This window comes from Nonomuraea sp. NPDC005983, from assembly GCF_040614375.1.
Classification (GTDB): domain Bacteria; phylum Actinomycetota; class Actinomycetes; order Streptosporangiales; family Streptosporangiaceae; genus Nonomuraea.
The window spans coordinates 1-18,453 of the sequence record NZ_JBEXUP010000165.1 but is presented as its reverse complement, the minus strand read 5'-3'; the positions used below and the strand labels follow the sequence as shown (position 1 = coordinate 18,453).

16 protein-coding genes and 2 pseudogenes are annotated in these 18,453 nt (G+C 71.0%); 11 read left to right on the top strand and 7 right to left on the bottom strand.

Annotation, left to right across the window (positions count from 1 at the left end; genetic code table 11):
* Positions 1-545: pseudogene (locus ABZ297_RS40750) on the top strand (hypothetical protein); the annotation flags it as partial.
* Here the strand turns inward: ABZ297_RS40750 and ABZ297_RS40745 are convergent.
* From ABZ297_RS40745 to ABZ297_RS40735, 3 genes are read right to left on the bottom strand one after another with little or no spacing between them, the layout of a single operon-like run.
* Positions 481-1,269: an ABC transporter ATP-binding protein gene (locus ABZ297_RS40745; RefSeq protein WP_355357808.1), complete on the bottom strand. Its 789-nt coding sequence runs from the start codon at positions 1,267-1,269 to the stop codon at positions 481-483. The pseudogene ABZ297_RS40750 and the gene ABZ297_RS40745 overlap by 65 nt on opposite strands.
* On the bottom strand, positions 1,266-2,312 hold the full coding sequence (locus tag ABZ297_RS40740) for an iron chelate uptake ABC transporter family permease subunit (RefSeq protein WP_355357805.1): 1,047 nt from the start codon (positions 2,310-2,312) through the stop codon (positions 1,266-1,268). The genes ABZ297_RS40745 and ABZ297_RS40740 overlap by 4 nt, the downstream gene beginning before the upstream one ends.
* A complete protein-coding gene (locus tag ABZ297_RS40735; protein ID WP_355357802.1) occupies positions 2,309-3,340 on the bottom strand; it encodes an iron ABC transporter permease in 1,032 nt (343 codons plus the stop codon). The genes ABZ297_RS40740 and ABZ297_RS40735 overlap by 4 nt, the downstream gene beginning before the upstream one ends.
* 106 nt (positions 3,341-3,446) lie before the next feature.
* Between ABZ297_RS40735 and ABZ297_RS40730 the strand changes: the two genes are divergently transcribed.
* Positions 3,447-4,418, top strand: coding sequence for an iron-siderophore ABC transporter substrate-binding protein (locus ABZ297_RS40730; protein ID WP_355357799.1), 972 nt, complete (start codon positions 3,447-3,449; stop codon positions 4,416-4,418).
* A gap of 174 nt (positions 4,419-4,592) precedes the next feature.
* Here ABZ297_RS40730 and ABZ297_RS40725 read toward each other — a convergent pair.
* Positions 4,593-4,793: pseudogene (locus ABZ297_RS40725) on the bottom strand (PLP-dependent cysteine synthase family protein); the annotation flags it as partial.
* A 249-nt stretch (positions 4,794-5,042) separates the two neighbouring features.
* Here ABZ297_RS40725 and ABZ297_RS40720 point away from each other — a divergent pair.
* The gene (locus ABZ297_RS40720; protein WP_350808505.1) at positions 5,043-5,627 is read left to right on the top strand and encodes a sigma-70 family RNA polymerase sigma factor; all 585 of its coding nucleotides are present in this window, start codon (positions 5,043-5,045) and stop codon (positions 5,625-5,627) included.
* A 28-nt stretch (positions 5,628-5,655) separates the two neighbouring features.
* Here ABZ297_RS40720 and ABZ297_RS40715 read toward each other — a convergent pair whose 3' ends face one another.
* Complete coding sequence (locus ABZ297_RS40715) at positions 5,656-5,997, bottom strand: EamA family transporter (protein WP_355357796.1); 342 nt, start codon at positions 5,995-5,997, stop codon at positions 5,656-5,658.
* Here ABZ297_RS40715 and ABZ297_RS40710 point away from each other — a divergent pair.
* From ABZ297_RS40710 to ABZ297_RS40685, 6 genes are all read left to right on the top strand, one after another.
* Positions 5,936-6,361: a hypothetical protein gene (locus ABZ297_RS40710; RefSeq protein ID WP_355357811.1), complete on the top strand. Its 426-nt coding sequence runs from the start codon at positions 5,936-5,938 to the stop codon at positions 6,359-6,361. The genes ABZ297_RS40715 and ABZ297_RS40710 overlap by 62 nt on opposite strands.
* 196 nt (positions 6,362-6,557) lie before the next feature.
* Positions 6,558-7,133 (top strand): XRE family transcriptional regulator, encoded by a 576-nt coding sequence (locus tag ABZ297_RS40705; protein WP_355357793.1) that lies wholly within the window; start codon positions 6,558-6,560, stop codon positions 7,131-7,133.
* Between the two features lie 120 nt (positions 7,134-7,253).
* On the top strand, positions 7,254-7,559 hold the full coding sequence (locus tag ABZ297_RS40700; RefSeq protein ID WP_355357790.1) for a hypothetical protein: 306 nt from the start codon (positions 7,254-7,256) through the stop codon (positions 7,557-7,559).
* Positions 7,560-7,586: 27 nt separating this feature from the next.
* Entirely contained in the window at positions 7,587-8,363 is a 777-nt protein-coding gene (locus ABZ297_RS40695; protein ID WP_355357787.1) for a polysaccharide deacetylase family protein, read from the top strand.
* A gap of 30 nt (positions 8,364-8,393) precedes the next feature.
* Positions 8,394-9,044: a DUF2461 domain-containing protein gene (locus tag ABZ297_RS40690; RefSeq protein WP_355357784.1), complete on the top strand. Its 651-nt coding sequence runs from the start codon at positions 8,394-8,396 to the stop codon at positions 9,042-9,044.
* Between the two features lie 89 nt (positions 9,045-9,133).
* Complete coding sequence (locus ABZ297_RS40685) at positions 9,134-10,552, top strand: DUF2079 domain-containing protein (protein WP_355357781.1); 1,419 nt, start codon at positions 9,134-9,136, stop codon at positions 10,550-10,552.
* Here ABZ297_RS40685 and ABZ297_RS40680 read toward each other — a convergent pair.
* Together ABZ297_RS40680 and typA are read right to left on the bottom strand one after the other, a co-directional pair.
* The gene (locus ABZ297_RS40680; RefSeq protein ID WP_355357778.1) at positions 10,509-13,046 is read right to left on the bottom strand and encodes a hypothetical protein; all 2,538 of its coding nucleotides are present in this window, start codon (positions 13,044-13,046) and stop codon (positions 10,509-10,511) included. The genes ABZ297_RS40685 and ABZ297_RS40680 overlap by 44 nt on opposite strands.
* Positions 13,047-13,351: 305 nt before the next feature.
* Positions 13,352-15,202, bottom strand: coding sequence for a translational GTPase TypA (typA, locus tag ABZ297_RS40675; protein ID WP_355357775.1), 1,851 nt, complete (start codon positions 15,200-15,202; stop codon positions 13,352-13,354).
* A 227-nt stretch (positions 15,203-15,429) separates the two neighbouring features.
* Between typA and ABZ297_RS40670 the strand changes: the two genes are divergently transcribed.
* Complete coding sequence (locus ABZ297_RS40670; protein ID WP_355357772.1) at positions 15,430-16,173, top strand: AMP-binding protein; 744 nt, start codon at positions 15,430-15,432, stop codon at positions 16,171-16,173.
* Positions 16,174-16,310: 137 nt separating this feature from the next.
* A partial coding sequence (locus ABZ297_RS40665) for an AAA family ATPase (protein WP_355357769.1) occupies positions 16,311-18,453 on the top strand: 2,143 nt, incomplete at its 3' end.

Sequence of the window (18,453 nt, the reverse complement as noted above, 5' to 3'; positions counted from 1 at the left end):
CCGGGGCCGGACGTGTGCGACTCCGCCTGGCTCAGCGGGCGCTCGTACCTGCGCCAGTTGTCGATGTCGTACTGCAGGAGGACCTGATAGTCGTTATGATCAGCTGGTCGGCCGTCGTCGGCGGGGTGTCGATGCTGGCGATGATCCCGGCGCGCGGGCCGGTGCTGGTCGGGCTGGCCTGGATGGGGCAGTTCGCGGGCGCGGGGGCGATGATCGTGGCCATCGCGACGGTCCGCCAACGGCTGGTCCCCGACCACCTTCTCGGACGGGTGCTCGGCACCGCCCGCATGATCGCTTTCTCCTCCATCCCGCTGGCCGCACTGGCGGCGGGGCTGTTCGAGTCGGCCGTGCGGAACGCCTACGCGGTCATGGCGTTCGCCGGGCTGAGCTGGCTGGCCGTCGCGGGCGCGGTGACCAGGTCACCGCTCAGGAACATGGAGGCGCTCAGGGACGGGGAGGCGCTCAGGGACGTGGAGGCGCTCAGGGACGGGAGCGAGGGCCGATGGGCACGACCAGAGGAGTCCCCGCCACCGGATCAGGGATGATCTTGGCGTCCAGGTCGAAGACCTCGGCCAGCAGGTCCTCGGTCAGCACGTCGTGCGGTGTGCCCGCGGCGACCACCCGGCCCTCCCGCATGGCCACCAGCCGGTCGGCGTAGCGGGCGGCCAGGTTGAGGTCGTGCAGCACCATGACGATGGTCCGGCCCGCGGCCTGGTGCAGGTGCCGCACCAGCTCCAGCACCTCCACCTGGTGCGCCAGGTCGAGGAAGGTGGTGGGCTCGTCGAGCAGCAGCAGGTCGGTGCCCTGGGCCAGGGCCATGGAGATCCAGGCGCGCTGCCGCTGCCCGCCCGACAGCTCGTCGAGCGGGCGTTCCGCCAGGTCGGCCAGGCCGGTCATGTCGAGCGCCGCGGCGACCGCGCTCTCGTCGTCCGACGACCACTGCCGGTACCAGGTCTGGTGCGGGTGCCTGCCCCTGGCGACCAGGTCGGCCACGGTCAGCCCCTCCGGCGCGGTGGGCGCCTGCGGCAGCACGCCCAGCACCTTCGCCACCTCGCGGGTCGGGGTCCGGTCGATGCGCCTACCGTCGAGCAGCACCTCCCCGCCGCGCGGCTTCAGCAGGCGGCCGAGGGCGCGCAGCAGGGTGGACTTGCCGCAGCCGTTCGGGCCGATGATCGTGGTGACCGTGCCCGTCTCGATGCCGAGGTCGAGCCCGTCGATGATGATGCGCTCGCCGTACCCGAGCCGGACGTCCACGGCTTGCAGCCTCATTTGCGGGCCTTCCAGATGAGGTGGATCAGGTAGGGTGCGCCGAGCACCGCGGTCACCACGCCCACGGGCAGTTCGAGCGGCGAGAATGCGACCCGGGCGATCAGGTCGGCCCCGGCGGTGAGGACCGCCCCGACGATCGCCGACGACAGCAGCGGCGGCTGGGCGCAGCGGGTCAGCCGGAGCGCGATCTGCGGCGAGGCCAGCGCGACGAACGCGATCGGCCCGGCCGAGGCGGTCGCCACGGCGGCCAGCAGCACGGCCGCGAGGATCATCAGCGCGCGCGACAGGTTCATCCGCACCCCCAGCGCGGTGACCGTGTCGTCGCCGAAGCGCAGCGCGTCGAGTGAGCGGGTGCCGAGCAGCGTCAGCGGGACCAGGACGACCAGCGCCAGCGCCGCCGGGACGACGTGCTCCCAGCCCCTGCCGTTGAGCGAGCCGCTGATCCAGACCATGGCCCTGCTGGTGTCGTTCACGTCGCCGACGGTCAGCAGCCAGTACTTGACGTTCGTGAACACGGCCGCCACGCCGATGCCGACCAGCACCAGCCGGTAGCCGTCGAGCCCGCGCCGCCAGGCCAGCGCGTACACGATCGTCGCGCCGAGCAGGCCGCCGAGCAGGGCGAGGGCCGGGATGCCGAGCGTTGAGAGCAGCCCGCTGACTCCGCCGTACGCGCTGCCGCTGACCACCACGCCCGCTACGACCGTGACGGAGGCGCCGGTGGTGACGCCGAGGATCTCCGGGCTGGCCAGCGGGTTGCGGGCGATGGACTGGATGATCGCGCCGGACAGCGCGAGCGCCGCGCCCACCAGCGCCCCGGTGAGCGCCCTGGGCAGGCGCAACTCCATGATGACGAAGTGGTTCTGGCTGGAGACGTCGAAGGTGCCGGTCACGACCTCGGCGACGCTCATCGGGATGTCGCCGATGCGCATGTTCAGCGCCATGAGCAGGGCGAGCAGCACCAGGCCCGTCACGGTGACGGCGAGGCCGCGCAGGCGTACGCGCCAGGACAGGCCCGCCATCCGCAGCGGGACGGTCGCGCTCACAGCCGCACCGGCTTCCTGCGGCGGACCAGGGCGACGAAGAAGGGGGCGCCGACCAGCGCGAGCACCACGCCGACCTCCAGTTCCCCTGGAGGGGCGACGACCCGGCCGATCACGTCGGTGAGCAGCAGCAGCGCCGCGCCGACCAGCCCCGAGTACGGCAGCAGCCAGCGGTGGTCGGTGCCGGACAGGGGGCGCGTCAGGTGGGGGACGATCAGGCCGACGAACGCCAGCGCGCCGCACGCCGCCACCGACGCGCCCGACAGCAGAGTCACCGCGGCGACGCCGACGCCCCTGGTGAGCGCGATGTTCTGGCCGAGGCCGCGGGCGACGTCCTCGCCCAGGGAGAGCGCGTTGAGGCCGGGCGCGTTGATCATGGCGAGCACCAGCCCGATCAGGATGAACGGCAGCACCTGCCAGACCATGTCGGGGCCGCGGGCGGCGATCGAGCCGGCCTGCCAGAACCTGAAGACGTCCATGGCCTGCTCGTCCAGCAGGACGATGGCCGAGGTGAGCGCGTACAGGAAGGCGCTGACGGCGGTGCCGGCCAGGGCGAGCGTGACGGGGGTCGGGCCGCCCCTGCCGCCGACCATGCCGAGGGCGAACACGCCGACGCTGGCGACCAGCGCTCCCGCCAGGCCGAACCAGATGTAGCCGAGCAGGCTGGACGCGCCGAGCAGGATGATCGAGGCCACCATCGCGAACGCGGCGCCCTGGGTGACGCCGAGGAGGCCGGGGTCGGCGAGTGGATTGCGGGTGTGGCCCTGCATGAGCGCTCCGGCGACGCCCAGCGCCAGCCCGGCCAGCACGCCGAGGGCGGTGCGGGGGATGCGCAGGGAGCGGATGACGATGTCGTTCTCGGTGCCGGTCGGGTTGGTGAGCGCGTGCCAGGCGTCGGCTGGCGGCACCGGCTTGGAGCCGATCGTGACGCTCAGCACCACGGCCACCAGGACGGCCGCGAGCAGGCCGCAGAGGACGAGGATCCGCCGGTGATGGATGCCGCGCAGGGGCGCCACGGCGGTTGCACTCACCCGTCTCCTCCTCAGCGTTTGCCCGAACGTCATGAAGTATGCCAGGTTAGGCAGGGCTAACCTAAATTAGGGTTGCCTAACTAAGATCTTCAGGAAAGGGATCCCCATGAGACCGTTGCGTGCGCTGGTGAGCGCTGTGCTGCTGGCCGGCCTGGCCGCCTGCGGCTCGGCCGGGAAGGCTGCCGCTCCGGCGCAGCCCGCGGAGCCGTTCCGCACCGTCAAGCACGCGATGGGCGAGACGAAGATTCCCGCACAGCCGAAGCGGGTCGTCGCCCTCGACCAGAGCTTCGTCGACGCGGTGCTCACGCTGCAGACGCCGGTGGTCGGCTACACCACCTACCGCTCGATCGACACCAAGCTCCCCGACTACCTCGGCGCGGTCGCCGCCGAGTATGGCAAGGAGGCCACGCCGGTCGGCACGCTGGAGCAGCCCAGCCTGGAGAAGATCATCGCGCTCAAGCCCGACCTGATCGTCTCGGCCAAGGTCCGGCACGAGGCGCTCTACGACAAGCTGTCGAAGATCGCGCCGACCGTCTTCAGTGAGACGACCGGCGCCATCTGGAAGGACAACCTCCGCCTCATGGGGCAGGCGCTGGGCAAGGAGCAGCTCGCCGAGACCACGATCAAGTCCTACGAGGAGCGGGCCGCCAAGATCGGCACGGAGATCAAGGAGAAGGACGGCAAGCTGCCGACGGTCTCCGTCGTCCGCTTCGCGGGCGAGCCGACCACCCGCCTGTACGTGGAGAACTCCTACTCGGGCGTGGTGCTGAAGGACGTCGGCTTCCCCCGCCCCCAGGGCCAGCCCACCAAGCAGGACGCGATCGCGGTGGACGTCAGCCAGGAGCGCATCGCCGACCTCGACGCCGACCACATCTTCGTCTCCACCTACCCCGACCCCGGCTCCGACGGGCCCAAGCAGAAGTTCCTGGGCAACCCGCTGTGGGGCAAGCTCAAGGGCGACAAGCACGACGTCAGCGACCTGACCTGGATGAGCGCCGTCGGCATCCAGGGCGCCCACGCCATCCTGGACGACGTGGCCAAGCTCTTCGGAGTGGATCCGGCCAGGGCGGCGTCCTAGGACGTCCCAAGAGTCCTAGGGCGTCCTGGGACGGCAGGAAGGCCCGCAGGTCGGCCAGGTGGGGCGTGAGGTCCAGGCCCTGGTCGGCCAGCCAGCCGGGGTCGCCGTACGCCCCCCGGTAGCGGATGTAGCGGCCGATGGTCGAGGAGGTGCCGCCGGTGCCCGCGCCGACCACGATCCGGCAAGCCGGTGTTTGAGTGAACCGGTCGGGTGCACCGACTCGTCTTTCAGGTAGAGGTTTACTCCCCAGTGCGAGGGCAACGGGAAGACGTGCAGATGGGTATCACAACTCCGGTTGGCGTCGGCTTCGACCTTGCGGATGGCCTCCGCGACCCAGTGACGCGCGCCGGTGTCGTGACGGTCAACGAAATCCATGCCTATACGCTATCGGGTGTGACTCTGGCCACTCTTCCTGCGCGATTGGGTAAATAGTGTTACGATTACGAGACTTGTCCAGCCGTGGACGTGATCAAGCACGCCGCGAGCAGATGGACCTGTTCACCTCTCTGACCAGGCGGGACCCGCTAACACGGCCCTTACGTAGGGTCTGTCACGATGAGAACGCCGTCGGACGGCTTCGCGCCGAATACGGGGGAAAGCGCAAGGGGGAATGAATTGATCACCATGACCGATGAGCAGCGTCAGGACTGGTTCGAGCGCGACGTCGTGCCCGTGACCTCGCAGCTCTTCGCGTCCGCGATGCGCCTGACCCGTAACACGGCCGACGCTGAGGACCTGGTGCAGGAGACGGTGGCCAAGGCGTATACGTCTTACCACCAGTTCCGCGAGGGCACCAACCTCAAGGCGTGGCTGCACCGCATCCTCACCAACAACTTCATCAACGACTACCGCAAGAAGCAGCGTTCGCCGAAGCTGTCCGCCGCCGAGGACATCGAGGACTGGCAGCTGCACGCCGCGGAGTCGCACAGCTCGACGGGCCTGAAGTCCGCCGAGACCGAGGCGCTCGAGCGGCTTCCCGACAACGTCGTGATGAACGCGCTGCGCTCGCTGCCGGAGGACTTCCGCGTGGCCGTCTACCTGGCCGACGTCGAGGGCTTCGCCTACAAGGAGATCGCCGAGCGCATGGGCACGCCGATCGGCACGGTGATGTCGCGGCTGCACCGCGGCCGCCGCCAGCTCCGCGGCATGCTCGAGGAGTACGCCCACGAGGAGGGCGCTGTGCGCCTTCCCGCGCAGCGCGCCGCGTAGCCAGGTTTCCAATCCGGGCGTTCGCCGCCTATGCGACGGCTATCAGCGCCACCGCTCCGAGGGCGCAGGCGACACCCGCCATCTGGATCGCCTGCAACCGCTCGCCGAGCACCTGTCTCGCCAGCAGCAGCGTGCTCGCCGGGTACAACGACACCAGCACGGCCACCAGGCTGAGCAGCCCGCGCTCCTGGGCCAGCAGGTAGAGCACGTTGGCCGCCATGTCCAGGACGCCCGCCGCGACGATGATGTGCAGCGAGCGCGCGCCGGGCCTGAGCGTGCGCCGCGTCGCCACGGCCAGCAGCACCACCATGGTGATCGACGACATTCGCGCGCCCACCAGCGGCCACAACCCCGACCCGTCGGGGGCCATGGCCAGCAGGATGAAGAAGCCGCCGAATCCCGCCCCCGCCGCCAGCGCGGCGAGCACGGAGGCCGCCGAGCCGCGCTCCGCCGCGGCTCGGTCCTGGCTGACCCAGCACCACGCCGACCAGCGCCATCGGCTCGGGACGGTCGCCGGTCGCCAGCCCGAAGACGACCGGCAGCGCGGCCGAGGTCACCGCCGTCGTCGGCGCGACCACCGACATCACGCCCGTGGCCAGCGCCCGGTAGAAGAGCACCAGCCCGGCGGCGCCCGCGAACCCCGCGCCGAGCCCCCAGAGCAGCGCCCCCTGGCTGACGTGGCCCGGCAGCAGCGGCAGCAGGGCGAGGATCAGCCCCAGCCCGGCGAGCTGTGAGAGCGAGACGACCGAGAGCACGCGGGAGCGGCGGGTGGCCAGCCCGCCGAAGAAGTCGGCCGTGCCGTACACCACCGCGCAGGCCGTCGCGAGGATCACCGCTGTCACGTTCCACCGTCCAGTTCACTGTGTTGCACTCCTAGTACAACACATAAGGTGCAACATACTGCAAATCGGATTCATTACACTGCACTGCATGGAAGATCCGGCGACGATCACTCAGGCGATCGCGAACAACGTCCGCGCCCAGCGCTCGCACAGGGGGTTGACGCTCGACGCGCTCGCCGCCAGGTCGGGGGTGAGCAGGGGAATGCTCGTCCAGATCGAACAGGGCCGGACGAACCCCAGCATCTCCACCCTCACCCGGATCGCCTCCGCGCTCGGCATGACCGTGGCCGGGCTGGTCGAGGTCTCCGACGTGCCCGTGGTCAGGGTCATCGACAGGTCGGACGTCGTCACCTTCGACCAGGGCGGGGTGCGGGCCAGGCTGCTCGTCGGCGCGGAACGGCCGACGATCCTGGAGTTGTGGGACTGGCGGCTGGCCCCCGGCGGGCACCACGACGGCGACGCCCACCCGGCGGGAACCCGCGAGATGCTCACCGTCCTGACGGGAGAGCTGACCCTGACTGTGTACGGAAAGGATCACCTGGTCAGGGCCGACGACGCGGTCCTGTTCACCGCCGACAGACCGCACCGCTACGCCAACCGCGGGCAGGAGGAACTCAGGCTCATGATGGTGGTCGCGGAGCCGAGACAGGTGCCTGACCAATAACGTCGAATGGCCTCCAGATCACCTTCTGGAGTTTCATGATTACTCCATGTCCTTGACGGCTGATGCCCGTTGGTGGGTACATCCCGGTGTGTGCGGCGAATCGTCGGCTGGGGGTGGCGTGTGAGTGAGGCCCGCGCCGCGACGGAGAAGCTCCACGCGGAGCTTCACGGTCTCGGCGTCACCACCGCCTACGAAGTGGGGGACGAGGCGACCCTTTCCGTGTGGATCGGTCTGGTCGTCCGTTACGGTGACGGCTTTTACCGTTGGCAGGAAGGAGCGGTGAAACGTCGGCATTTGGGTACGGATCCGGTTGGATGTGCCATGAGGGTGGCGCGTCGTTACGCAGAGCTACAGGCCCACATTCCACTCTGGTGGGATGACCTGGCCAAGGAGCTGCGGGGAGGCCCGGCCCAGGACTACCCGTGATCCCCGCCGACGCTTTCAGGGGGAAGCATGCGCGCGTGGGGGTTGCCGCTGGCCTTGCTGATGTTGGCGGGTTGCGCCGGGAGCCCGGAGCCGGTGGCGCCGGTGCCCGTGGTGGTCGTACCGCCCGCCAGAATCGACCCCGGCGTGCTGGCCAGGCGCCTGATGGCCATCCAACCCTCCTGGCCGAGCCCGCACGTCGACTGCAGGCGGGCCAAGTGCGTGGCGCTGACCTTCGACGACGGGCCCGGCGACTACACCGACCACCTGCTCGACCTGCTGAAGGCCCGGCACGTCCGGGCGACGTTCTTCGTCGTGGGGCAGATGGTGGCCGCTGACAAGAAGCACCTCGTGCGCCGGATCTTCCGGGAGGGGCATGAGCTCGGCAACCACTCGTGGAGCCACCCGCAGCTCACCGCGGTGGCCGACGACGTTCTGCGGCGCCAGCTGAGGTTCACCCAGCGCCTGGTGCGACAGCTGACCGGCGTGCGGATGCAGATCATGCGCCCGCCGTACGGATCGACGGACTCCAGGGTCGCCGACGAGGCCCGACGCGACGGGCTGGCCCAGATCCTGTGGAGCGTCGACACCCTCGACTGGCAGGACCACGTGCCCGCCATCGTGGCCAGGCGCGCCACCTCGGGCCGGCCCGGAGCCATCGTGCTGATGCACGACATCCACCGCACCACCGTCGAGGCCGTGCCGAAGATCCTCGACACGTTCACCAAGAAGGGGTACACCTTCGTCACCGTGTCGGAGCTGTTCAACCACCCGCTGGTGCCCGGCAGGCGGTACAGCGGGCGCTGAACCGTCGCCCGCCCATGGCACTCTTACGGCATGGGTTTCACCGGCTTCCCCGACGAGGCGTTCGTGTTCTACGAGGGCCTCGAAGCGGACAACTCCAAGACGTACTTCACCCGCCACAAGCACCTGTACGAGGACGCGGTGCGCGCGCCGATGCTCGCCCTCACCGACGAGCTGGCCGACGAGTTCGGCACCGCGCAGCTGTTCCGTCCCTACCGTGACGTGCGGTTCGCCAAGGACAAGTCGCCGTACAAGACCCATCAGGGGGCGTTCATCGACCTGATGCCCGGCATCGGGCTGTACGTCGAGGTCAGCGCGGCGGGGCTGTTCATCGCGGGCGGCATCTACACCCAGGCCGCCGACCAGGTGGCCCGCTACCGCGCCGCCGTCGACGAGGACCTCTCCGGCAAACCGCTGCAGTCGATCGTGGCCGAGCTGACGGCGGCGGGCTACACGCTGGAAGGCGACCGGCTGAAGACCAGGCCGCGCGGCGTCCCCGACGACCACCCGCGGATCGAGCTGCTGCGTCACAGGTCGCTGTACGCGGGGCTGCGCCTGGAGCCGGAGCCGTGGGTGCACACGGAGGAGGTCCGCGGCAGGGTGCGCGAAAGCTGGCAGGCTTACGGGCCGCTGGTGGAGTGGCTGTGCACCCACGTCAGGGGGAGCGAGCTGCCGCGCCGGTGACACACGCCGACGGAGACGCCTTGACAACGAACGGCGAAACCCGGCCCCCGGCGAGCGGGAGGGGGCGGCCCGGGAGGCGGGAGCGGGTCGTGATCGGGGCGGTCGCGGGCGTCGCGGCCGCCGTCTACGCCGTGCTGTCGCTGCTGCGTTTCGCCAACTTCAAGGCCAGCGCCTACGACCTGGTGATCTTCGACCAGGCGGTGCGGTCGTACTCGCAGTTCCGGCTGCCCGTCGCGATCGTCAAGGGCGTGCACAACGACTTCGGGCCGGGGTTCAGCGTCCTCGGCGACCACTGGTCGCCGATCCTGGCCCTGCTCGCGCCGCTGTACTGGGTGTTCGACGACCCGCGGACCCTCCTCGTCGCGCAGGCCGTGCTGCTGGCCGCGGCGGCGGTCCCGCTGTGGGTCTTCACCAGGCGCTCGCTCGGCCCGGGAGCCGCGCACCTGGTCGCGGCGGCGTACACGCTCTCGTGGCCGGTCGTGCAGACGGTCGCGTTCGACTTCCACGAGGCCGCCTTCGCGCCGCTGCTGACAGCCGTGCTGCTCGAACGGTGGCAGGCGGGCAGGCGGGTGCCCGTCGTGCTGGCGGCGCTCGGCCTGCTGTGCGTCAAGGAGGACATGGGGCTGCTGGTCGCGGGGTTCGGGCTGGTGCTGCTCTTCCAGCGCGGCTGGCGGGCCCTGGGAGGCGCGTTCGCGGCCGGTGGGCTCGCCTTCACCTGGCTGGCCTCGCAGGTGCTCATCCCGCTGTTCGGGGGCAGGGCCGACTACTACTGGGCGTACGGCGCGCTCGGCTCCGACATGCCCGGGGTGGCGCGCACCGCGCTGACCGACCCCGTCGCGGTGCTCGCCCAGCTCGGCAGCCCGCCGGTCAAGCTCGTCACGCTGGCGCTGCTGCTCGGCGTCACGTTGCTGGCGGCACTGCTGTCGCCGCTGACGCTGATGGCCGTCCCGCTGCTCGCGGAGCGGATGCTGGCCAGCTCGTTCCCCAACTGGTGGGTGCCCGACTACCACTACAACGCCTTCGTCGTGGTCGTCGTCTTCGCGGCCGGGGTCGACGGCGTCCGGCGCCTCCGGGAGCGCCGCGGGGAGGGCGGGTGGGCCCGGTGGTGGGCGGCCGGGGTGCTGGCGTTCGCGGTGGTGAGCGTGCCGTTCTTCGCGCTCTCGGGCCTGGCCGACCTGGAGGCGTACCGGCTGGACCAGCGGGAGCGGGCCGCCGCGGCGGCCGTCGCCGCGGTGCCCGACGGGGTGCTGGTGGAGGCGGCCAACAACCTCGCGCCGAACCTGTCAGGACACGCCACCGTGCTGCTGTGGGACCGGACACCCCGCTGGGCGCCCTGGGTCGTGGCCGACACCGGCCGCCGGATCTTCCCGTTCAAGGACGTCACCGAGCAGCAGGAGCGCGTGCGCGCCCTGGTGGCGGCCGGCTACCAGGTGAGGTTCGCCCGCGACGGCTACACGGTCCTGTTCAGGGCAGGCGAGACAAGCTCGATGTCCCCTGGTCGCCCTTGAGTATCCGGTCGACCGTCTGCCCCGCCGCCGACGTGGCGGCCGTCGTGCCCGCCGCGATGACGATCGCCACCAGCGGCGTGGCCAGACTTCTGATGCTGCGGACGTTGCGCACCCGGGCCCACGGCTCCCCGGCCAGGTGCATGACGCGCCACTCCCAGTACAGCCCGAGCCCGATGCAGACCAGCGCCCCTCCACCCACCACGATCGCCACCACCTGCAGCTTGTCCAGAGCCCCGAGGTCGGGCGCGGCCAGCGTCGACAGGTACCCCGACAGCTCCGTGAGGAGCGCCGCCGCCATCAGGTGCAGGGCCTTGGTCATCGGCTGGGTGCCGCGGATGCGCGGGTAGAAGTAGCCGAACAGGAAGCCGAAGGCGGGCAGCGTGAGCAGGTAGCGCGCGTCGAACAGGAAGCTCGTCAGGTCGGGCCCCGACGGCCGGCCGTACACGAGCAGCAGCGGCAGGCTCAGCAGCAGGCTGACGACGAACGCCTGCACGCCGTTGTGCCACGGCGTGCAGCCCGCCGCGGTGGCGAACGCGGTCTCGGGGCTGCGGCCGTGCTCGCGCAGCGACCGCTCGAGGTCGTGCCGCCGCGCGTCGAACTCGGCCATGCTCAGCTCGCCCGCGCCGAGCTTGCCCCGTCCGAGCCGGTAGAGCTCCTGCTCGGCGATGAGCAGCAGCCGCTTGTGCAGGGCCGCCCTGACCAGCTCCCGGTGCTCGTCGGACGTGGCGGGCTCGACGATCGCCGGACGGGCGCCGGAGAGCAGCCACAGGGCGGCGAGCCAGGCGACGAGCGAGGTGATCGACAGCAGCGGCAGGGGCACGTTGCTGTCGGCCAGCGTGAAACTCCCCCGAGGGGTGAGGTAGAGCACCATCAGGCAGACGATCATCGTCGCCCGCGCCCTCTGGTGGTCGACGGCCGCGATCGCGCCGCCGAGCCGTCTGAGCCGCAGCACCAGCAGCACGAAGCCGAGCAGCAGCAGGCCGAGCACGCCGCGCATGAGCGGGTCGAGGGGCACCACGCCGATCTTCGGGACGTCCTGGCCGGGCAGAGGCAGGCTCCACGACCCCGCGTCCAGCCACTCGATGGGCCAGCCCTGGACGAGCAGGCTGGTGGCCACCGACACCAGGATCGCGGCCCGCGACCACGTCCTGGTGGTCACCGCGATGGCGGCGATCGGGATCAGCGCCCAGCCGGCCGCCAGCGCCAGCCGGACGCTGTCGGGCGGGTAGACGCCGTTCAGCAGGGCCCTGGCCCACAGCGCGAGCGCCAGCAGGCCGATCGCCGCCCCGGCGGCCAGCGCTGACAGCCGCGCGTCCACCGCCCGCACGCCGAGGTCCGCGCTGAACGCCACCGCCGACCCGGCCGCCGCCAGGACGGCGACACCTCCGGCGGCGAACAGCGTCGGGCCGGGGACCTGCCCGTGCAGGAAGGACCACGACAGCATGCCGAGGGCCACGAGCACGCCGACCGCGCTCGCGCCGAGCACCTCCCGCTGCGTCCAGTAGGGGCTGGTCGGCAGGGCCCTGCTCGCGTGCCACAGCACGAGGGCGGGCACCGCGCCGAACAGGATCACGTACGCGAACGGCGTGAACGGCTTCACGATCAGGGGGATCGCCAGCGTGGGCGCGGCCAGCGCCAGGCCGACGGCCAACTGCCTGTTGGGGATCCGCTGCCACCAGGCCGTGCCCAGCGAGCGCAGCAGGAAGACGGCGAGCGCGATCGCGGTGAGGACGCCGAGCGCGGTCGCCCAGGAGAAGTCGTCCTGCTCCTGCTTGTCGGGGAAGCCGTAGGAGTCCTGCGCCAGGGTGACGGCCACCGGGTAGGGCCCGACGGTGAACTCCAGCCGCTCCACTTCCTCCTTGTCGGGCTCGACGCCCTTCACCTGCAGCACGGTCCACTCGCCGGTGACCACCCCGATGGTGCGGCGCACGACCACGAGGGGCCTGCCGATGGGCGCGTTGAAGGCCAGCGCCATGAGCTGCTCGGGCTTGTACTGGCGGAGCAGCGTGACGGTGAACTTCGCCGTGGTCTGCTTGCCGGACGTGGTGAGCACGGGCGCCTGCCGGGTGGTCGGCAGCAGCGCGGCGCCCGAGACCTTGATCGCGCCGAACCCGTTGTCGGTGAACCGCCTGATGCCATCGGGGAAGCCGGTGCCCTGCCGCAGGGTTCCGGCCAGGTCGTCGGACGTGTCCATCCGCAGCTGGTGCACGATGGTCACCTTCACCTGGCGCTGCCGCTCGTCCAGCCGCCCCTGGGGCACCCCTCTCAGGTCGGACGGGGTGGCCCTGGAGATGACGACCTCGGTCGTGGCCCCGCGGTCGGACTCGCCCGTGGGCACGGTCCGCCCGGCGGTCAGCTCCCACGGGTCGGGCACGGGTGTGTCGGCCGTCGGAGCAGGCACCGCCACGGGCCTGGCTGCCAGGGCGCACCAGACGATCGCCGCCACCGAGACCGCAGCCAGCCCGAACGCGACCACCATCCGGAGCTTCCCCACAGAATGGATGATCCACGCGAGCCGGGTGGGGTTCCCTCTCGAACGGTAACGGTGTGATCACACCTGCGGCACGCCTGTCTGCGACGCCACACTTCCGTATCGGCCGAGCCGCACGCGCTGACCGGGCCGTTGAAGACGGCCCGTCACCTACCGGGCCGTCACTTGGGGTGAACGAGGACGGCCCGGCACGTCGCGCGTGTCAGGCCGCCCCGTCACGGCGCACTGTCACGCCGCACTGTCACGCCGCACCGTCACGCCGCACTGTCACGGCGCACCGTCACGGCGCACCGTCACGGCGCCGCCGGTCAGGCGCGCTTGGCGCGGGCGGCGGCGCGGCCGCGGGTGGCGGCGTCGAGGACGACCTTGCGGATGCGGACCGCGTCGGGCGTGATCTCCACGCACTCGTCCTCGCGGATGAACTCAAGGGCCTGCTCCAGCGAGAGCTGGCGCGGCGGGATCACCTTCTCCGTCTCCTCGCTGGTGGAGGAGCGCATGTTGGTGAGCTTCTTCTCCTTGGTGATGTTGACGTCCATGTCGTCGGACCGCGAGTTCTCGCCGATGATCATGCCCTCGTACACCTCGGTCGTCGGCGAGACGAACAGGGTGCCGCGCTCCTGCAGGTTGAGCATGGCGAACGCGGTGACGGGGCCGGACCGGTCGGCCACCAGGGAGCCGTTGTTACGGGTGCGCAGCTCGCCGAACCACGGCTCGTAGGAGTCGAAGACGTGGTGGACGAGGCCGGTGCCCCGGGTCTCGGTGAGGAACTCGGTGCGGAAGCCGATCAGGCCGCGCGCCGGGACCACGAACTCCATCCGGATCCAGCCGGTGCCGTGGTTGGTCATGTGCTCCATGCGGCCCTTGCGGACGGCCAGCAGCTGCGTGACCGCGCCCAGGTACTCCTCAGGGCAGTCGACGGTGAGCCGCTCGACGGGCTCGTGCACCTTGCCGTCGATGGTCTTGGTGACCACCTGCGGCTTGCCGACGGTCAGCTCGTAGCCCTCGCGGCGCATCTGCTCCACCAGGATGGCCAGCGCCAGCTCGCCGCGGCCCTGCACCTCCCAGGCGTCGGGCCTGTCGGTGGGGAGCACGCGCAGCGAGACGTTGCCGACCAGCTCCTTGTCGAGGCGGTCCTTCACCATGCGGGCGGTGACCTTGGCGCCCTTGACCTTGCCGACCAGCGGCGAGGTGTTGGTGCCGATGGTCATCGAGATGGCGGGCTCGTCGACGGTGATGAGCGGCAGCGGGCGCGGGTCTTCGGGGTCGGCCAGCGTCTCGCCGATCATGATGTCGGGGATGCCGGCGATGGCGATGATGTCGCCGGGGCCGGCCTCCTCGGCGGGCTTGCGCTCCAGCGCCTCGGTCATCAGCAGCTCGCTGATGCGGACCTTCTGGATGGAGCCGTCGGTGCGGCACCAGGCGACCTGCTGGCCCTTGCGCAGCACGCCCTGGTGGATCCGGCACAGCGCGATACGGCCCAGGTAGGACGACGCGTCGAGGTTGGTGACGTGGGCCTGGAGCGGCGCGTTCGGGTCGTAGGTGGGCGCCGGGATCGTCGACTTGATGATGTCGAACAGCGGCTCCAGGTCTTCGGAGTCGGGCATGCCGCCGTCGTCGGGACGGTTCATCGAGGCGCGGCCGGCCTTGGCCGAGGCGTACACGATCGGGAAGTCGATCTGCTCCTCGGTGGCGTCGAGGTCCATGAAGAGCTCGTAGACCTCGTCGACGACCTCCTTGATGCGCGCGTCGGGCCTGTCGACCTTGTTGATGCAGAGGATCACCGGCATCTTCGCCGACAGCGCCTTGCGCAGCACGAACCGGGTCTGCGGCAGCGGGCCCTCGGAGGCGTCGACCAGCAGCACGACACCGTCGACCATCGACAGGCCGCGCTCGACCTCGCCGCCGAAGTCGGCGTGGCCGGGGGTGTCGATGATGTTGATGGTCATGCCGCCGTGGCTGACCGCCGTGTTCTTGGCGAGAATGGTGATGCCCTTCTCGCGCTCGAGGTCGTTGGAGTCCATGACGCGGTCGTCGACGTCCTGGTTGGCGCGGAACGCCCCGGACTGCCAGAGCATGGCGTCGACCAGCGTGGTCTTGCCATGGTCGACGTGCGCGATGATCGCGATGTTCCGCAGGTCGTCGCGGCTGTTCAAAGGCATGATGACGTCTCGCTCTGTGATCGTGGGGGCCGGCCGCGCGAAGTCGCGACGCCTCAAGTCTAGTTGATCCCGCTCATGACAGGAGCGTGACCAGGTACCCGGGGGCGACGGCCTGCCGGAGCCCGCGCTCTGGCGTGCACATGGCGTACGAGCGTGACCCGGACGTACATAGCCGGTTACACATTGCTGAGCATGTCAGCGACTCCTGGGGTCCCTACATTGACGGCATGACCTGGACAGAGCTGGTTATGGGCATGACCTCTGTGCGCGGCGACCAGCCGGCGGTGAGCGACGTGAGAACGGGCGAGGTGCTGTCGTACGCGTCGTTCGCGCGGCGGGTCACGCACGCGGCGGCCGGGTTGCGGCGGTTCGGCCTGCGCTACGGCGACCGCGTGCTCGTCGACCTGCCCCTCGGAGCCGGGCTCACCGTGGCCGTGCACGCGGTGGCCTGGGCGGGCGGCACCGCCGTCCTCGGAGCCACCGGCACCGCCCTCATGATGATCACCCAGGGGCCTCTCACCCGCGAGGCGGTGGACGTCCAGAACGTCTTCACCTTCGAGCCGACGCCGGGCGCGATCCAGTTCGCCGACCTGATAGGCGGGCGCACGGTCGAGTTCGGGCCGCTCGCCGGGCCCGCGCTCAGCCTCGACGGCGACCGGGTGCTCGACCACGACGAACTGGCGAGCGACCTGCGCAGGCTGGCGAGCCGCCTGCTGATCAGCAAGGACGACGTGGTGCTCGCCGCGGTGAGCGAGCCGTTCAAGGGGTTGCGGGTCGCCGATCTGGCGATGATGGCGGGCGCCCAGGTGGTGATCGCGCACGAGCCGACTCTGATCGGCGCCCGGGTGCTGGCCAGCGAGCACGCCGCCACGCTCGTGGTGGCCCCGTACGAACTGGCCAAGAAGCTGCTCGGAGACCCGGTGCTGCGGGTCGTCGACGAGCGGGCGATCGTCAGCTCTCTCGGTCTTTGACTTCCTCCCCCTCCTAACGCTCGGCTCCGCCGGGCCACCCTTGCGGGGCCCGGGTTCGCCCCGGGCGACCGGGCTTCCTCCGGAGGTCATGGTGAGAAACCAGTGACAGAGCGCGCTGAGTACGACACTGTGAGGCCATGGCAGACGGCCTCCGGCACAATCTCCCGGCGGAGCCGAACCGGTTCGTAGGTCGCGAGCGCGACATCGACGACCTGTGCGAACTGCTCGGCGAGACGCGCGTGGTGACCCTGTGCGGTGTCGGCGGCATCGGCAAGACCCGGCTGGCGCAGCAGGTGGCGGTCAGGCTGCTGCCGCGCTACCCCGACGGCGTGTGGCTCGTGGAGCTGGCCAGGATCACCCGCCCCGAGCTGGTCATGCAGGAGATCGCCAGAACGCTCGGCGTGAGCGAGGAGAGCAGCCGCGCGCTGTTCGACACCGTGACGGCCAGGCTGCGCGACTCGCGCAACCTGCTGCTGATCGACAACTGCGAGCACCTGGTCGACAGGTGCGCGGAGGTGGTGGCGGCGCTGGTCGCGGCGTGCGGACGGCTGAACATCCTGGCCACCAGCCGGGAGCCGCTGCGCATCGCGAGCGAGCTGATCTGGCGGGTGCCGCCGCTCGACCTGCCCGGCCTGTCAGAACCGCCGGGCCCGAGCGCGGGCGACGTCGAGTCCGTGCAGCTCTTCCTCGACAGGGCGGCCGCGGCGGGCACCCGGCTGGGGCCCGACAGCCTGCCCGACGTGGTGCGCCTGTGCCGGGCGCTCGACGGGCTGCCGCTGGCGCTGGAACTGGCCGCGGCCCGTACCAGCCTGCTCAGTCCCGGCCAGATCGCCGACCGCATCGACGACCGCTTCTCGCTGCTCACCACGGGCGGCCGCACCGCCCCCGTCAGGCAGCGCACCCTGCTCGCCGCCGTGGAGTGGAGCTTCGACCTGCTGTCGGTCAAGGAGCAGGTGCTGCTGCGCAGGCTGTCGGTCTTCGCCGGGGCCTTCGACCTCGACCTGGCCGAGCAGGTCTGCGCTGAGCGGCCCATCTCCGAGCCGGAGATCGTCGATCTGCTCGGCGGCCTGGTCGACAAGTCGCTCGTGCTGTGCGACGAGGACCGCAGGCGTTACTGGATGCTGGAGACGATCAGGAGCTTCGCGACCGGACGGCTGGCGGAGGCGGCCGAGTGCGAGGTGCTGCGTGACCGCCACCTGGAGGTGCTGTGCGCGCTTCAGGAACGCCACTTCGTCACCGAACTGCTCGACCAGGGGGTCCCGTGGCGGGAACGGCTGGCCGCCCTGACGTCGAGCCGCGGCCACCTCGACGACCTGCGGGCGGCGCTCGACTGGGCGGTCGAGTCCGGCAACGCCGCGCTGGGCCTGCGACTCTGCGCGTCCAGCACGGGGCTGCTGCCCGTCAGCGGCAACCTGACGGAGATCGTCGGCTGGGTGGACCAGCTGCTGGCGCTGGACCTCGGCCAGGTCACCGACCAGCAGGTGGCCCGCGCCAGGGCGTACCTGGCCTACGGGCTGGAGGCGCGGGACGAGCTGGGCCGAGCCCTGGAGTACGCCAGGCAGAGCGTGGAGGACCTGCGCGGCGACGACGACTTGCCCTACGTGTGCGCCGCCCACAGCCTCGCGGTCATGCTGCTGCTGCGCATGGGCCGGGTCGATGAGGCGTTCCACCACGCGGAGAAGGGCATGGTCCTGGCCGCGGCCAACGGCGACACGTGGAACCAGGCCGCCGGGCTGGCCGGGCTGTCGGCGGTGGCGCTGGTGCGCGGGCGGCTGCGCGATGCCCAGCAGTACGGCGAGGAGGCTCTGGAGCGGGCGCACATGCACGGCCACCGCTGGATCCTGGCGCGGACCGCGATGCAGCTCGGCTCGGTCGCCGAGGTCCGCGGGGATCTGGTCACGGCGATGGCCCAGTACGAGCTGGCCGTCCCCTGGCTGGAAGAGCTGGGCAGCGGGGTCGACCTGGCGCGCTGCCTGGCCAGGACCGGCAGGGTCGCGGCGATGCTGCACGAGTTCGGCCCGGCCAGGGAGCGGCTGGCCGCGAGCCTGGCGCTGAGCAGGGAGACCGGGCAGCGCCAAGGGGTGGCCCGCTGCCTCGTCGGGCTGTCGGTGCTGGCGGAGGCCGAGGGGGACCTGGAGGGCGCGGTGCTGGCGGCCGCCGCCGCGGCGGCGCTGCGCGAGTCGATCGGCCAGCAGTCGGCCACGATCAGGATCGGGGAGCTGCGCGCCCGCGCCCGCGCCAAGCTCGGCGACGGCCGCACCGCCTCCCTCTGGGCGCGAG

What these genes read in the sequence shown, in the direction of transcription:
- ABZ297_RS40720 (WP_350808505.1), top strand. Translation starts at nt 5,043, where the DNA reads ATGACCGATGAGCAGCGTCAGGACTGGTTCGAGCGCGACGTCGTGCCC.
- typA (WP_355357775.1), bottom strand. Translation starts at nt 15,202, where the DNA reads ATGCCTTTGAACAGCCGCGACGACCTGCGGAACATCGCGATCATCGCG.
- ABZ297_RS40715 (WP_355357796.1), bottom strand. Translation starts at nt 5,997, where the DNA reads ATGGCCCCCGACGGGTCGGGGTTGTGGCCGCTGGTGGGCGCGCGAATG.
- ABZ297_RS40690 (WP_355357784.1), top strand. Translation starts at nt 8,394, where the DNA reads ATGGGTTTCACCGGCTTCCCCGACGAGGCGTTCGTGTTCTACGAGGGC.
- ABZ297_RS40670 (WP_355357772.1), top strand. Translation starts at nt 15,430, where the DNA reads ATGACCTGGACAGAGCTGGTTATGGGCATGACCTCTGTGCGCGGCGAC.
- ABZ297_RS40710 (WP_355357811.1), top strand. Translation starts at nt 5,936, where the DNA reads ATGGTGATCGACGACATTCGCGCGCCCACCAGCGGCCACAACCCCGAC.
- ABZ297_RS40730 (WP_355357799.1), top strand. Translation starts at nt 3,447, where the DNA reads ATGAGACCGTTGCGTGCGCTGGTGAGCGCTGTGCTGCTGGCCGGCCTG.
- ABZ297_RS40695 (WP_355357787.1), top strand. Translation starts at nt 7,587, where the DNA reads ATGCGCGCGTGGGGGTTGCCGCTGGCCTTGCTGATGTTGGCGGGTTGC.
- ABZ297_RS40705 (WP_355357793.1), top strand. Translation starts at nt 6,558, where the DNA reads ATGGAAGATCCGGCGACGATCACTCAGGCGATCGCGAACAACGTCCGC.
- ABZ297_RS40745 (WP_355357808.1), bottom strand. Translation starts at nt 1,269, where the DNA reads ATGAGGCTGCAAGCCGTGGACGTCCGGCTCGGGTACGGCGAGCGCATC.